This is a genomic window from Flavobacterium degerlachei, from assembly GCF_900106645.1.
GTDB classification, from domain to species: Bacteria; Bacteroidota; Bacteroidia; order Flavobacteriales; family Flavobacteriaceae; genus Flavobacterium; species Flavobacterium degerlachei.
The window spans coordinates 125,232-140,475 of the sequence record NZ_FNMV01000002.1 but is presented as its reverse complement, the minus strand read 5'-3'; the positions used below and the strand labels follow the sequence as shown (position 1 = coordinate 140,475).

Genomic DNA, 15,244 nt, shown 5'->3' with positions numbered 1-15,244 from the left:
ACCATATTATTTTGATAGTAAACTTTTAATAGGATTGACTTTTAGCTAATTTTATCGGGCTTAAGCAATCTATATTACTGTTATTTTGAAGCGCAAATATAGAACAAACTTTGGGACGTCCATAAAGTTTTCTAAGAATCGTATTTAGAATGGGGTAATTGTTATTTTGCCTCATTAGCTTTTAAAACTCTTATAAAATTACCTCCTAAAACTTTGTTTATCTCTTTTGAAGTATATCCTTTTTCAACCAAAGCTTTTGTGATAAGCGGATATGTGGTGACATCATCCATTTGTAAAGGAAGAGACTCTATACCATCATAATCGGAACCTAATCCTACGTAATCGACTCCCACTAATTTGATGATATATTCGATATGTTGCATTAATAAAGAAAATGGTGGTCTCATTAAATCAGATTCCGTTTTGTACTTAGCGTACAATTCTAATTCAACTGCAAAATAAGATTTACCGCTTTTGGATAATAAATCAGCTTCAACCTTGTGTTTTTCCATAAATGCCTCTTCTTTTTTTGCATAATTGGGGTCTAAAAAACCTGAGTAAAAGTTAACTTGTATAACACCTCCATTTTTTGCAATTGCTTTTATTTGGTCATCTTTTAAGTTTCTTTGGTTGGGACATAGTTCATAAACAGCACTATGAGATGCCATCACGGGCTTTGTTGTGGTATGAATTACATCCCAAAAAGTCTGCTCTCCCACATGGCTGATATCAACAATCATCCCTAGTTTGTTCATTCTCTGAACTATTTGTTTACCAAAGTCAGTTAAACCATTATGAGGCAAATCTTTTGTAAATGTCTCGTCGTAGGCACTTGTAGCCCATGGAGTAGAATTGTTCCACGTGAGGGTCAGGTATCGTGCTCCACGATTAAAAAAGTGATCTAAATTAATCAGATTATTTTCGATCATATGGCCACCTTCAACACCAAACATGGCCGCAATTTTGTGCTGCTTTACAATTTTGAGAAGATCTTTACTATTTGATACTTTTGCAATTTTATCAGGATTGCGTTTTAGGGTACTATCCAACTCGTCCATTTGTTGGTTAGCATAAGCAAATGGGTTTGCTTTTTCACCAGTACAAAACACGGAAAAAATCTGAACATCTAAACCGCCTTCCTTCCATCGGGCTAAATCAGTATGGGTGGTAGGTTTTAGATCTGTATCGATTGCAAGTTTACTATCAAGCATTTTGGTCAGAATATCATTGTGGCTATCGATAACAATAGCATTAGTATGAATTTTTTTATAGGATTGCGCTACGAATTGTTGTGTAATTAAAATACATATAATCGCTATTTTTATTTTCATGTTGGTCTTTTGTTTTGGTATTGATACTATAAATGCATTGTAATTTGGGGAGTAAATATTCGCTTTCTAAAAATAGCCGTCAGCTTTTTTTAGTAAAATCGATACGCTAAAATACCATTAATATTTAGTTCAAACACCATCGTTTAGTCTTATAAACCAATTGTATGAGGCACAGACTTTATTTTAATAAATAACCTTAATTCGTTAGCACTATAGTTTTATTTTTTGAAAAAATAATTACGGTTGTAAAAACTATGGGAATTAGCAACTGAAATTTATAAAATAATAAAGCATGTAATTATGGTAAACATCTGAATTAAAGCGGACTGGTAGTCGAGTGGATCTTATCTATTGTTTGAATTCACAACTTAGATTTATTGCTTAAGTTTATGAGTCTGGAGATGCCAAATAAAAGTTTGGACATAGCTGTATAGTAGCTTGGAATATGGTTATGAATTTAAATTAGTTCAATCTAGCGTAATTTTGGTTGAAGTAAGTCGGATGGTCAAGAGTATTAATTATGAAGCAGAAAAAGGTGATCTGGAAACAGATCACCTTTTTTTATTTGATGATTTCCGGACTATTACCGAAAATTGCGACTTAACTGTCCTAATGTTACCATTAGTAATACCTTTAAAAGCATAATAAAGGTAAGGTAGATAAACAGCTTTTAACTAGAAGTTGTTATTCTGCGTATGCTCCTGAAGAGTACGTAAGTTCGTAACTGTGCGTATAAACTTCAAACACAATTCCAAACGGATCTTCAACATAACACATTTTATAGGGCTTGTCATTAGGATAATATTCTCTTATTGGCATGCGTTGCTTTCCACCTAAAGAAACTATTTTTTCTACTAACTCTTCAATATTTGGGTCCTGAATACAGAAATGAAAAAGTCCTGTATTGAACGGGTTAAATTCGGGAGCTTCTTTTACACCATGAGGAAAAGAAAACAATTCGATCCCAATACCATCTGAAGTGGACATATGGGCAATTTCAAATTCTTCCCAGTCTTCGCCAAAAACATCAATGCACATTTGTCCTATAGCTGTTTCTTTTTCTTTTTTAACCGTTGATGGCTGCATGATTATATACCAGCCCATTACTTCGGCATAAAACTCTACTGCCTTTTTTATATTTGGTACGGTAATTCCAATATGTGAAAATGATTTCGGATAATTTTTTTTAGTTGTCATATCTTATAATTTAGACCACAAAATTAATCTATATTTGCCATAATAGCAATAACTTACTAAAAAGTTATATAGTTACCTAAACGAGTAAAATTAAGATTATCAACACTATAGTATTTAAATTTTGGATAAAAATAACAATTGCCCTTTAAATTATACCATGAATTTAATAGGGACAAAATGGAAACCGCTCATTTTATTTCATTTGTTGGAAGGTCCTTTGCGATCAGGAATGTTACAGAAACATATTTTGGGAATCTCTAATAAAATGTTTACCCAAACAGTTAGAGAATTAGAAAAAGACGGACTAATAACCAGGAAAGTATTCCCGGTAGTTCCTCCCAGAGTTGAGTACGAATTAAGCGCAAGAGGAAAATCATTGGAAAACATTCTGAAAAACTTAGATGAATGGGGTTCAAAGGATATTCAAGAGGAAATATAAAATCAGTCCATTTTTGATTCCAGCTTATTAAGCCAAGCGAACATTTCATTAAAAGCCTTTTCTCTTACATTTTTGCTTGATAGGAATATATCATGTTGGGCATTTTCAATTTCTAGCAAAGTAACTTGGGCACCAAGTTTTGCTCCAATTCTTTTAATATCAGTAACATCTAAAACGATGTCTTTTACCATGGCCTCTTCTGAAAATTTTGAAAGATTAGAGGAAGCACTAGAATACATAACTAAAACAGGGACTTTTATATTGGAATTTGCTAATTTTTGGTGTGCTGATCGTATGGCTAAGAGCCAAGCGAAATAGGTAGGGAAGCCTGTAATAGGTTTCCAGTCTAAGTTGTAGTCCCATTCACCATGAAAATCTTTGTGTAAACTTTTCGCATAAGCAGTAGGCAAGGCTCCATTGACTTTTGCGTAAGGAAAGATGCTTGCAATTACTTTTGCGGCTAAATAAACGAGCGTTTTCTGAAGATTATTCTGGTAGAAATCAAAAAAAGGAGAATTTAATATAAGTCCTTTTATTAAATTTTTTTCCTGTCCAAAATTCATATAATTACTAGCGATTAATCCTCCTGTTGAATGGCCCATTAGAAAAAGCTTTCCACTACCAGATTCATGAATTTGTCGAATGGCGATTGTGATTTCTTCGAAGTATTCACTAATATCCCTGCAATAATTGGGGTGTTGATGGGGAAGTAGTGATCGTCCGTATTTTCTTAAATCGAGTGCATAAAAATCAAAACCTTGGGCATTGAATTTTTCTGCAACATGCGCCTGAAAAAAATAGTCCACATAACCATGCAGATACAATACACTCGTTCTGGTCCCTAAATTAAATTTTGAACTAACGAGCGTTGCTACGACTTCGCCTTCGTAATCGGGCTTCAACTTAATTGTTTGGTTCGTGAAATCTTTAAGGATATCCATATCTGAAATGTTACTAGTTTTTTATAGGCAATATAACGGTTTGTTTACGAAATCTAGCATGTAAAAGTCGCTGATTTTTAGAACAGAAAACGTTTTTTTCTTTTCTTTTTTTAAAGCTAAATATTAAAATCTTTAAGCCATTAAACAAAACTAACTATTTAAGTTTCGTTTAAGTGTCTTTTCAGGCATCTTTTCTCTTTAGAGCACTTCCTCTTGGCTGGTCAGCTTCATGGAGCACAATTTCGGAATGTAGGAACTGCGCGGCCTCTGCCGAATCTTTTACTTTAGATGCACTGCGTTCTAACATTTCTGATTCAAACTCGGTCAATACGCTTTCTCTTACTCCAACTTTTCTCCATTGCGATAAGGGGCTGCATCCTTTTGCAATCCCTCGAGCGAGCATGAGTGCATCTAGTAAAGCTTGATTTGCTCCCTGTCCTTTAAATGGACTCATGGGGTGTGCTGCATCTCCAATCAGAGTCAATTGCTTTCCTTTTTTTAGCAATTCTGGTTCAAGTAATTTTCGGTCATAGACAGGATAGCCAGAAATCTGAGCTTCTGAGGTTGCCGCTAAAATTTGTGGAATTGGATCGTGCCATTGCGTCCTACGACATGCTTCTTCTTTGAGTGCTTGGGGTCCTTGCGCACTTAATGCCTGAGCCTCTTTTTCTGGCATTGGAAAACTAAGCTGCCACATTACTGAGTCTGAATTATACGGCATCATGTAAATCCTTTCATTGCCATTGGCGGTTTGAAATACAGTCGCCGAGTCGAGTAAAGAACTATTCAGCCCTTCGAGAGCCTCCAAAGGACAAATTCCCAATATCACAATACAATCTAGATAGCGTAAAGGGGTACTATCCTCAGGAATCAGCAACCTCCTCACTGAACTACGAATGCCATCGGCGCCAACCACAAGGTCCGCTTTGGTAGTTTTTATTTCGCCGTTCACCTCAAAAGTTAAATTAACAGCTTCGCCCTCAGATTCTTTAAAATCGATTAACTGGTGTCCCCACTGTACCGCATCATGTCCGCCGAGTTGCTCTAGCAGTGCTAAGCGCAAAGATTGCCTTGCTATATGAACATTAGTGCGTTTAGAATCTGTTTTTACATTTGACTGCATCCATTTTCGCATTCCCCATTCCCCAATTACTTTTCCCTCTGTAGTATGAATCAAATGTCTTGTTGAAACCACACCTTCTGCTAATGAGAAAATACCCAACCCCTCAATTGCTTTGCTCGCTTGTTGCAAAGTGAGTCCGTAGCCCTGAGATCGAGCATCGAAGTCGCTATCGCGTTCATATAATGTAAAGGGGATTCCGCGGTGTAAACAAGCAACAGCTAGAGCAACTCCTCCTATACCACCACCGATAATAGCAAGCTTCGGGTAGTTTTCTTTATCCGGTATAGGGGCGCTAAAAGAATGAACCAAGCCAGATCCGCAGCAATTTACGCAGGAATACAGATGTCCTTTTGGAAGCTCTGGAGCTGTTCCTTCGCCTTTGTTTTTTTCAAATTCATCGAGCGCCAAACGGTAGCTATGTCGCACTTTCTTGCTAAGTCCCCGACTTTTTTTGCCGCGTCCCTGACATTCCTTACAAATAGCCCATCTTGTGGCTTCATTTCCCGGCTTTTTCACTTCCTAATTTATTTACCTTGATCTTGACTCTCCTCTATGATAAAAAAAAATAATCCTATACAATTGATGCACAGCCTAATTGTGAAGTAGTGATCATTACTTCTATATAAGTTAACTTAAGAAATTCTTTATTTCAGTCTTTCCGCAAATATAACCGTTTTACATCTTATGAAGAATAGTGTTTTTAAGCAAAAGTAAAATACGAATTAAAAACGGCAATAACACTGAATTTGCAAATGGATAGAGACGTTTGCTATTGGCGGGAATTATTACATTTCAACTGCCATTTTCTTTTTTTTAAAGGTCTCTTTTGCTTTTCTGATAAGTTGATTTGTTGATTCTATTTCCTTATAGTTTTTAGTGAAAGGCTGTACTTTTCCATTATAGAAGTTAGAGGACCATTTTATAGTTTCTGGTAAAAACTCTTTGCCTTTCCTTTTATATGAAAGTACAGTGCTTTCTTCTTCGGTAGTTCATCGAATAGAGAAGACTGCTCTGGATTTGTTTTTTTTCTAATTTTTCCCATAATTGGTTTAACCCTATATTTTTTATGGTATCAGTCTGGCTTGCTAAATAAATAATTGGCTGAACTGAATTATCTGAAAAAATTCCATAAAGATCATTGTTATTCTCTAGAAATGAGATAAAATTTTCAGCATCATTAGTTAGCAAATATTCGGGTCTAAGTTCAATGTAATTTGGATATTCAAAATCTTGATTAGTATCAGATCCCGAATGAGTTTTTTCTGTTTGATAAACATAAACTTTAGTTGAGTCCAAAATAAAAACTACATCTGAATACTATTTTAAATTGTGTGGTGTCAAAGGTGGAGGAACTTTCGCTGATTTCATCCAAGCTGTTCTACTCGAATCAGCCTTTGAAATCACGTAGTTTTTCTTTGCTACAATCTCTTTTTTACAAGCAGTAAGTGTCAAAATCAAAGCGAGCGAAAAGAGTAATTTGAATTTCAGAAGTTAATCAACTAAGGTTTTTGTATCTAACTCGTATATAGTACTGGCGATATCAGACTTATCACCCTAAATGATGTAGATAGGCGTGACAGCCATTATACTTTATTCATTATCAAATATATAATAATATTAATAACCTTATAAAGGATTAAAAAACTCTTCTGATTCCCATAAACCTTATTGTTTTTTTGCAGCTTTATATTTCTTTTGCCTTGCTATTATATGGATTAATAATTTCTGGGAGATAGCCATAGTTTGAATTAAAAGCGGAGCTCTTTATAGGAATTTTTGTTACATTTAAGGAATCTAAAAATAGATTATGAAACAGTTCGAAGAAACTAAAGAATTATTGAATAAGTCTGCTTTGTTTTATTTGATAACTATTGGTATGGATGGTAATTATTCTTATATAAATGAAAATTATGCTAATCAATTTGCACATATAAATAGCAATTTTGTTGGACAAGCATGTCATATTACAATGCATCCAGATGATATGAATACATGTAGCGAAGTTGCTGCCAAATGTTTTGAATCCCCGACTGATTTATTTCCAGCAACAATAAGGAAGCATGATGGACAAGGAGGTTATATTTATACTCAGTGGGAATATAGAGCTATTATGGATGATGATAAAAAACCTGCTGGAATATATTGTATAGGATATAATATAACAAAATATGTTGCTGAGGAATTACATTTAAAAAATGCAAATGAAAAGATTGAGAGAAATAGTACTATCATTGAAAAAATTATTTTTCAACAATCACATCTTATTCGCGCTCCACTAAGTAACATAATTGGACTTACCAGTCTTTTAGACAAAGAATTGCTAGATAGTAATACAAATAATATTTGTGACATGATATTAGAAAGTTCCAACCAACTAGATGAAGTTATTAGAAGTATTATAAAGATTGCTAGAGTCTAATTTAAGTTTTGTCTTATTTTTGCATTTAAGAGAAATCAACATTAATTTGAATAAAGTACTAGGCGAGAGCTATTACTATTTAAGTATCTGGATTGTTTTATTTGTTTTGATTTGTGTAAAAAATGGTAGTGGAAGTCGTTTTATTTAAGACGGAATGAAAAATAAAGCCGTACTCGTCCTGGCGATTACGCCCAAAAATCCGTTTTGGCCTTATTCAGTAGAATGGGCCAAAACGGATTTCTTGCTTTAATTGCTAGTTGTTAACTGCTTTGATAGTTAAGATTCTTAATTTTTACTAAAGGTTAAAAAGTCTGTTATACCATTTCCAATGCTTAGGTCTTTTATTTCAAAAAAGTTGACCGTGTTTTCAATATCTTCCCAACCGTCAATTATTTTTACAAAATGAATTGGGTTAGCATAGGTAATATTGAATTTTACATCAGCGATGCTTTCTTGATTTCTATTAAGATCTAGGATGGACCAAGTTCCCTTGTATGTGTTTTCCCCATCCGTTACGGTTAGCGAGTCATGGGCTCCAAAACTAAAATTAAATCCATTGAAATTGATCATTTCACTGTCTTCGCTTTTCCAGTAACAATTTATTTTCCAACTTCCGTTAGTCACAATTATAGCAATAATATCGTGCTCATCTGAAGGGGCGCTAGCATTTGGATTACTATCGATATCTGAATTGGAACTGGTTATCGGAACAATTGAAAAAATAACCATTATTAGTATTGGGTCTAGACTGAATTGTTTTACGGTTTTCATAGTCAAATAGTTTAAAAGGTTAGTGTTTTAACATATTTACTTATAAATACAAATCGGCAAGACTAAAGTTACAAATTAATAAATATTTATTTGTTAAAATGGAGACCTTTTTCTAGATGGATGTGTTTTTTAAATGAAAAAATCCGATTTGCTTTCGCAAATCGGATTTTATTAAATGTAGTAGAGACGCACTGCAGTGTGTCTCTAACACGCATATTTTATTTACAAATGGATTACTTCACCGTAAGCATCAGCCACAGCTTCCATAACCGCTTCACTCATTGTAGGGTGTGGATGTATCGCTTTTAGGATTTCATGTCCTGTAGTCTCTAGTTTACGTGCTACAACTGCCTCAGCAATCATATCTGTAACTCCAGCACCTATCATGTGACATCCCAACCATTCGCCATATTTGGCATCAAAGATTACTTTTACGAAACCATCAGGAGTTCCTGATGCTTTTGCTTTTCCTGAAGCTGAGAATGGGAACTTACCAATTTTTAAGTCGTATCCTTTTTCTTTAGCTTGTTTTTCAGTTAAACCTACTGAAGCAATCTCTGGAGTAGCATAAGTACAACCTGGTACGTTTCCGTAATCGATAGGTTCTACGTGCATACCTGCAATTTTCTCCACACAGTTGATTCCTTCGGCAGAAGCTACGTGAGCTAAAGCTTGTCCTGGAGTCACATCACCAATAGCATAATAACCAGGGATGTTAGTTGCGTTGTATTCGTTTACTAGGATTTTATCTTTATCAGTGGCAATTCCTACTGCTTCTAGACCTATGTTTTCAATGTTAGTTTTGATACCAACAGCTGATAGTAAAATGTCTGCTTCAAGAACTACTTCTCCTTTAGCTGTTTTTACAAATGCTTTTACACCTGCTCCAGTAGTATCAATTTTCTCAACAGAAGAGCTGGTCATAATTTTTACACCTGCTTTTTTCATAGAACGTTCCATTTGTTTCGAAATGTCTTCGTCCTCAACAGGAACAATGTTTGGCATAAATTCAACAATAGTCACATCAGTTCCCATTGAATTGTAGAAATGTGCAAATTCAACCCCAATCGCTCCAGAACCTACGATAATCATCGATTTAGGTTGCGTAGGTAAAGTCATTGCTTGTCTGTATCCAATTACTTTTACACCATCTTGTGGCAAGTTTGGTAATTCGCGAGAGCGAGCTCCAGTAGCAACAATAATATGGTCAGCACTGTATTCAGTAACTTTATCGTCTTTGTCAGTAACATCAACTTTTTTACCTGCTTTTAGTTTTCCAAAACCATTGATAACGTCAATTTTATTCTTTTTCATTAAGAATTGAACTCCTTTGCTCATATCACTTGCAACAGTTCTACTGCGTTGAACTACAGCAGGGAAATCTTTATCGAATGATGAAACAGTCAATCCGTAATCGGAAGCGTGTTTTAGGTAATCAAAAACCTGTGCTGATTTTAGTAATGCTTTGGTTGGGATACAACCCCAGTTCAAGCAAACTCCACCTAAGCTTTCTTTTTCTATCACGGCAACTTTAAAGCCTAATTGTGATGCTCTAATGGCAGTAACATATCCGCCTGGTCCACTTCCTAAAACAATGATATCGTATTTCATATTGTATTTGTTTTTCTTCGATTAAATGATTTTGCGAATTTAAGGATTTATTCTGTTTTTGGAAAGCTTAGAAGTGATAAAGTAGTAAAGTAACAAATTTTATAAAATTCACTATCATTTTTAATCAAATAAGTTGAGCTTCGACCGCTCTCTGCCTTTAATAAAATCGCAGTAATCCTTGCGAAAACTCAGCATTAATTGCGGTTAGAAAAGAGTTCACAGATGATACAGATTAAACGGGTTTCCGCTGATTTTTTAGTGTATTTACAGAACCTTTTAACCTAAAAAATAATGAGCTATTTGCTAAGACCCCAGTGCTTTAGTGGTTAAGCTGCTAATTAGCCACTGAAAACTGAGAATCATACAAATTCTTGTAATACCCACTTTTGCGATTGATTAATTCCTGATGTGTTCCCTGTTCCACAATCAAACCTTTGTCCATCACCACAATTTTATCTGCAGTGACAATAGTAGCTAGTCTATGTGCAATTACAATAGATGTTCTGCCTTGTGTAATGGTTTCTGTAGCGCGTTGTATTAATTCCTCTGAATAGGTATCAATAGACGACGTGGCTTCATCTAGAATAAGAATACTTGGATTACTGACATATGCTCTCAAGAAAGCGATCAATTGTCGCTGTCCAGAAGACAACATCACCCCACGCTCCTTAACGTCAAAATCATAATTGTCAGGCAAACTCATGATAAACTCATGGACGCCTATCTCTCTTGCTGCAGTCAAAACGTCTTCTCTCGTAATATCAGGATTGTTAAGCGTAATATTATTGAAAATCGTATCGGCAAAAAGGAATACATCCTGCAATACCACAGCAATTTGCTTTCTCAGTGAACCTAAAGTGTAGTTTTCGATATTTTGGTTGTCAATACAAATTTTTCCGCTGTTGATCTCGTAAAAACGGTTCAGTAAGTTGATAATCGTTGATTTTCCAGCACCTGTAGAACCAACAATAGCTACGGTTTCGCCAGCTTTTACGTTCAAATCGATGCCTTTGATTACTTCTTCGTCTGGAATGTAGCTAAAATGAACATCTTGGAAACTTAGGTTTCCTAGGAAAACAGGTGCCTCAATTGTTCCTGTATCTTGAATCTGGTCTTCGGTATCAATAATTTCAAAAACGCGATTTGCAGCAATCATTCCCAACTGCATTTCATTGAATTTATCAGCAATTTGACGCAAAGGGTTAAACAACATACCAATGAACATGGTATAAGAAAATAAATCCCCAAAAGTGGTAAACGTATCACCATTCAAAATCTTGATTCCACCGTAAAGCACTATAAAACCTAGTGTTAAAGATGAAATGATATCAGCAATAGGAAAGAAAATCGAGTTGTAAAGAATCGTTTTTATCCAGGCTTTTTTGTGTTTGTCATTGATGCTTTTGAATTTATCAGCCTCAATTTCTTCTCTGTTAAACAACTGCACAATTTTCATTCCCGTAACCCTTTCTTGTACAAAAGAGTTCATGTTTGAAATTTGGTTACGCACATCCTCAAAAGCGACCTGCATTTTTCGTTGAAATATTCGGGTGATAAAAACCAAAATTGGCATGGCAACAATTACGATCCAAGTCAATTGCCAGTTCATGTAAAACATAAAAACTAACACTACGACCATTTTCATCAGGTCACTTATAATCATAAATAAACCCTGACTAAAAATACGAGCGATCGACTCAATGTCTGAAACGGAACGTGTAACCAATTGGCCTACAGGAACGAGGTCAAAATACTTCATTCTGAAGCTCAAGATATGCTTGAACAGTTTCGTTCTAATGTCTTTTACGATGTCTTGTCCCAGCCAGTTTGCCCAAAATACAAAGTAAAACTGCGAAAAAACTTCACATAAAAGAACTACTCCCATCAAGGTGATGTAAAATAAAAGTCCGTTTGCATCTCTGGTCTGGATGTAGCCATCAACGGTTTGCTTCAATAAATACGGCCGCAATGCCGCAAATACCGAAAGGGAAACTGCGAATGCAATAACGCCATTAAAACGCCATTGGTATGGTTTTGTATATTGTAATATTCGTTTGAATAATCGGGTATCGAATGCTTTTGCTTTCATTTTATTTTAAGCTGAATTTAGTTCAGTTTTAGGAGCTATTTCCTGCTATTCGTTACAATCTTTTTGTTTTTTAAAGAAAAAAATAAAAAGGATTTTCACTGCTATCAGGGCTATTTCGTTAAGTAATCGTAATCAATTTCGGTTAAATATAATCCGTGTGCTGGTACCGAAAATCCAGCTTTATCTCTGTTTTTACCTTCGATAATGGCATTAAAATCGTTAAGCGTAATCTTGTGTAATCCTATGTTTACTAATGTTCCTACTATGGAACGTACCATATTTCTCAGGAAACGATTTGCTGATATGGTAAATACCAGTTTATTGTTTTCTTGTTTCCAATGTGCTTCAAATATTGTGCAGTCAAATGTGTTGACGTCCGTGTTGACTTTTGAGAAGCATTGAAAATCAGTGTGCTTAAACAAGATTTTTGCTGCCTCATTCATTAAATCGACATCTAGTTTTTGATGAAAGTACCAACTAAGCTCTTGCAAAAACGGATCTTTGAAAGTGTTGATGTGGTATTCATATGTTCTTTTGGTCGCATCAAAACGAGTATGTGCTTCGTCAGCAACTGGAATAATGTCATAAACAACAATATCCTTAGGCAAGTAGGAGTTGAGTTTGTGTACTAATTTTGTAATCTCAATAGATGCTTCAAAATCAAAGTGGGCATACATTACTTTAGCGTGAACCCCAGTATCTGTGCGTCCTGCTCCCATGAGGTTGATATCTGTATTTAGCAATGTCGAAACCGCCTTATTCATTGTTTCCTGAACAGAGGAAGCATTGGGTTGGTATTGCCAGCCATGATATTGGGTTCCGTTGTATGCTAATTTTATAAAATACCTCAATTTGTTTTTTTCAAGTGGCAAAGATACTTATTAATTTTTTTGTGAACCAGTTAAGGCGCAAAGTTTGTTGTATTTCAAATAGATTTTTTAATTGGAATCTGAATGATTATTTTTACCACAAAATCCTAGCCCTGACTGAAACGAAAATACTTTTTATACGCTTTTTGGCGGATAAAAAGATTGTAGTGCAAAGCAGGAAAAAGCTCCTAAAAAAATATTTTGAAAAAAATTCTACTCCTTTCAGATACCCATAGTCATATGGATGACAGTATTTTAAAATATGTGAACCAAGCTGATGAAGTCTGGCATGCTGGTGATATTGGCGACTTGAGTGTTACTGATACTTTAAAAAAACTAAAGCCATTGCGGGCAGTTTACGGGAATATTGATGATGCGACGGCGCGTTTGGAATTCCCGTTGCACAACCGTTTTATGTGCGAAGGAGTTGATGTTTGGATTACGCATATTGGCGGTTATCCGGGAAAATACAACCCGAATATTAAGGCCGAAATGGTGTCAAATCCTCCTAAATTGTTTATTTGTGGGCATTCACATATTCTCAAAGTGATGTTTGATAAGAAGCATGATCTCTTACACATGAATCCTGGTGCCTGTGGTAAAAGCGGTTTTCATCAGGTACGCACGATGCTTCGTTTTGTGATTGAAGGGGACAAGATCAAAGATCTGGAGATTATTGAGCTGGAGAAACGGGTATAATTATTTTTTATATAAAATAGGCGTTTTAATATGAATTGAAGTTCCTGATTTTACTTTAGACTGGATTGTTATCTCTCCACCTATATTGTTTATCCTCGCTTTAATCTGATTCAGACCAAAACCTTCAATTATGGAGTATTCATTAGTGTCAAAGCCTTTTCCGTTGTCTCTTACATGAATTAATAGGGTGTTGTTTTTTTCTTCTATTCCAACAAATGCATGCGTAGCATTACTGTGTTTTATGATGTTATTCAGTAGTTCTGTAATTATAAAATAGATCTTCATTTCAAAATCCTCATTATAGCGCACGCTCATTTCCATTGTGCTTGAATATTCAAAACTGATGCTTGAGTTTGAATTTTTTTCGCACAAATCATTGAGCGCATAATATAGGCCAAAACGAGTTAAGAGTGAAGGTAAAAGCTCGTGCGAAAGGTCACGGACTTTATCGTGGGCCTCTCTTAGCACCGCTTTTGTCTTCATAATTTCTTCTGATTCTAACTGGTTTTTAGCGCTGAAAACACTTAAATGTAATCCAGCTGTCGAAAGTAGGGCGCTTATGTTGTCGTGCAAAAAATTGGCTATTTTTTTTCGTTCCATTTCCTGCCCATTGACTGAGGCATTGATGATATTCTCCTGAATTTTACTTTGTATATCCTTGAGTTTGTTGTTTTGTTTCAATCTGGTATTTTGAAAGAAAAAGTAAAATAATATAATAACCAATAGCAGCAGCGAAATGATGATGATACTAATTTGTTTGTTTTTAGACTGTTTCTCTAAAAGGATTTGTTCTTTTGTCTTGTATTTAGTTTCGATGTTATCAATCTCCCTTTTGTACTCGTCTATTTGCAGATTGATTCCTGCAACGTTTACTTTTTTGAGATTGTCTTCATCGACTACCTGAGCGTTTGTGGTGTTGTAAAGCGCTAGGTTTTGATATGCTTTTTTATGGTCGCCTTTTTTTAATAAAAATTTAGAGTATTCTAAATAGGCAAATGCTAAGTCAGACTTGAATCCTTCTTTAATTGCAAGTTTAATGGAATTATTAAAAAAATAATTCGCTTTTTCATCCTCATTAGTATGGTTGAAATACATGCCGTTGAGCATGTTTAAGGCTGCAATTGTAGTGCTGTCACCAAAATTTTCGTGGTGTTTATTGACGAATTCCAAATAGGGTAGGCCGTCCTTAAAATGACCAATGTCAAAATAGGCCCAGGTTATATTGAGTTTCGTAAAAACAATAGCTGATGAATCATGAATTTTGGTGCTGTAGTCTAGTGATTTTTTGTAATAAAAGATGCCTTTAGCATATTCCTTTTTGTTAAAACAGTAGATGTTACCCAAATTGTTGTAAAGCCAGTTTTTAAGTTGGCTATTATTGGTTCTGCTGGCATAGATAAGTCCTTTTTGATAGTAGAAAAAAGCTTTGTCAGGCTCGGTCAGTTCGTCAAAATTGGCAGCAATAGTATTGTAGCAAGTGGCAATCGCATCATCGTCTTTTAAGGCAATAGCGTATTTTAAAGCGACTCGAGATTTTATTAACGATTTCTCGTATTTTCCATCTTTCATTAGGCTGGTAGCCTCTGCTGTTAGCTCAGTGATTGTTTTTGTCGTAGGGGGTGTGTTTTGGGACAATAACCCATGATTAAAAAAAGCTGATAGGAGCAGGAGTAATAATAAGAATCGGTTTTGAATCATGAAAAATTGATGTAAATTAAACAGTTCTTGTTTTTTTTGGTCAAATTCCTGTTGGAT

The 15,244-nt window shown here is 35.1% G+C and carries 13 protein-coding genes; 3 read left to right on the top strand and 10 right to left on the bottom strand.

Annotation, left to right across the window (positions count from 1 at the left end; genetic code table 11):
* Positions 1-161: 161 nt before the first annotated feature.
* A complete protein-coding gene (locus BLV91_RS02790; RefSeq protein ID WP_091429396.1) occupies positions 162-1,331 on the bottom strand; it encodes a dipeptidase in 1,170 nt (389 codons plus the stop codon).
* Positions 1,332-2,015: 684 nt separating this feature from the next.
* Complete coding sequence (locus BLV91_RS02780; protein ID WP_091429392.1) at positions 2,016-2,528, bottom strand: lactoylglutathione lyase family protein; 513 nt, start codon at positions 2,526-2,528, stop codon at positions 2,016-2,018.
* A gap of 157 nt (positions 2,529-2,685) precedes the next feature.
* On the opposite strand from BLV91_RS02780, the gene BLV91_RS02775 reads away from it, so the two are divergent.
* The gene (locus BLV91_RS02775; RefSeq protein ID WP_091429390.1) at positions 2,686-2,967 is read left to right on the top strand and encodes a winged helix-turn-helix transcriptional regulator; all 282 of its coding nucleotides are present in this window, start codon (positions 2,686-2,688) and stop codon (positions 2,965-2,967) included.
* A 2-nt stretch (positions 2,968-2,969) separates the two neighbouring features.
* On the opposite strand, the gene BLV91_RS02770 is transcribed toward BLV91_RS02775, so the two are convergent.
* From BLV91_RS02770 to BLV91_RS02760, 3 genes are all read right to left on the bottom strand, one after another.
* The gene (locus tag BLV91_RS02770; protein WP_091429388.1) at positions 2,970-3,908 is read right to left on the bottom strand and encodes an alpha/beta hydrolase; all 939 of its coding nucleotides are present in this window, start codon (positions 3,906-3,908) and stop codon (positions 2,970-2,972) included.
* Between the two features lie 181 nt (positions 3,909-4,089).
* Positions 4,090-5,547: an FAD-dependent oxidoreductase gene (locus tag BLV91_RS02765; protein ID WP_091429386.1), complete on the bottom strand. Its 1,458-nt coding sequence runs from the start codon at positions 5,545-5,547 to the stop codon at positions 4,090-4,092.
* Between the two features lie 438 nt (positions 5,548-5,985).
* Positions 5,986-6,327, bottom strand: coding sequence for a hypothetical protein (locus BLV91_RS02760; RefSeq protein ID WP_091429384.1), 342 nt, complete (start codon positions 6,325-6,327; stop codon positions 5,986-5,988).
* 511 nt (positions 6,328-6,838) lie between these two features.
* Here BLV91_RS02760 and BLV91_RS02755 point away from each other — a divergent pair.
* Positions 6,839-7,450, top strand: a complete 612-nt coding sequence (locus tag BLV91_RS02755; RefSeq protein WP_091429382.1) for a PAS domain-containing protein — start codon at positions 6,839-6,841, stop codon at positions 7,448-7,450.
* A gap of 285 nt (positions 7,451-7,735) precedes the next feature.
* Here the strand turns inward: BLV91_RS02755 and BLV91_RS02750 are convergent, their stop codons facing one another.
* The 4 genes from BLV91_RS02750 to truA form a co-directional block, all read right to left on the bottom strand.
* Complete coding sequence (locus BLV91_RS02750; protein WP_091429381.1) at positions 7,736-8,221, bottom strand: hypothetical protein; 486 nt, start codon at positions 8,219-8,221, stop codon at positions 7,736-7,738.
* 222 nt (positions 8,222-8,443) lie between these two features.
* The gene (lpdA, locus tag BLV91_RS02745; RefSeq protein ID WP_091429379.1) at positions 8,444-9,832 is read right to left on the bottom strand and encodes a dihydrolipoyl dehydrogenase; all 1,389 of its coding nucleotides are present in this window, start codon (positions 9,830-9,832) and stop codon (positions 8,444-8,446) included.
* A 334-nt stretch (positions 9,833-10,166) separates the two neighbouring features.
* Complete coding sequence (locus BLV91_RS02740; protein WP_091429378.1) at positions 10,167-11,921, bottom strand: ABC transporter ATP-binding protein; 1,755 nt, start codon at positions 11,919-11,921, stop codon at positions 10,167-10,169.
* 110 nt (positions 11,922-12,031) lie between these two features.
* Positions 12,032-12,772 (bottom strand): tRNA pseudouridine(38-40) synthase TruA, encoded by a 741-nt coding sequence (truA, locus tag BLV91_RS02735; RefSeq protein ID WP_091429753.1) that lies wholly within the window; start codon positions 12,770-12,772, stop codon positions 12,032-12,034.
* A gap of 219 nt (positions 12,773-12,991) precedes the next feature.
* On the opposite strand from truA, the gene BLV91_RS02730 reads away from it, so the two are divergent.
* On the top strand, positions 12,992-13,489 hold the full coding sequence (locus BLV91_RS02730) for a metallophosphoesterase family protein (protein ID WP_091429376.1): 498 nt from the start codon (positions 12,992-12,994) through the stop codon (positions 13,487-13,489).
* Here the strand turns inward: BLV91_RS02730 and BLV91_RS02725 are convergent, their stop codons facing one another.
* Positions 13,490-15,124 (bottom strand): tetratricopeptide repeat-containing sensor histidine kinase, encoded by a 1,635-nt coding sequence (locus tag BLV91_RS02725; protein WP_245709592.1) that lies wholly within the window; start codon positions 15,122-15,124, stop codon positions 13,490-13,492.
* Between the last annotated feature and the right edge of the window lie 120 nt (positions 15,125-15,244).

Coding starts and splice junctions, on each gene's coding strand:
- BLV91_RS02740 (WP_091429378.1), bottom strand. CDS start 11,921: ATGAAAGCAAAAGCATTCGATACCCGATTATTCAAACGAATATTACAA.
- BLV91_RS02770 (WP_091429388.1), bottom strand. CDS start 3,908: ATGGATATCCTTAAAGATTTCACGAACCAAACAATTAAGTTGAAGCCC.
- BLV91_RS02750 (WP_091429381.1), bottom strand. CDS start 8,221: ATGAAAACCGTAAAACAATTCAGTCTAGACCCAATACTAATAATGGTT.
- BLV91_RS02780 (WP_091429392.1), bottom strand. CDS start 2,528: ATGACAACTAAAAAAAATTATCCGAAATCATTTTCACATATTGGAATT.
- BLV91_RS02790 (WP_091429396.1), bottom strand. CDS start 1,331: ATGAAAATAAAAATAGCGATTATATGTATTTTAATTACACAACAATTC.
- BLV91_RS02755 (WP_091429382.1), top strand. CDS start 6,839: ATGAAACAGTTCGAAGAAACTAAAGAATTATTGAATAAGTCTGCTTTG.
- lpdA (WP_091429379.1), bottom strand. CDS start 9,832: ATGAAATACGATATCATTGTTTTAGGAAGTGGACCAGGCGGATATGTT.
- BLV91_RS02775 (WP_091429390.1), top strand. CDS start 2,686: ATGAATTTAATAGGGACAAAATGGAAACCGCTCATTTTATTTCATTTG.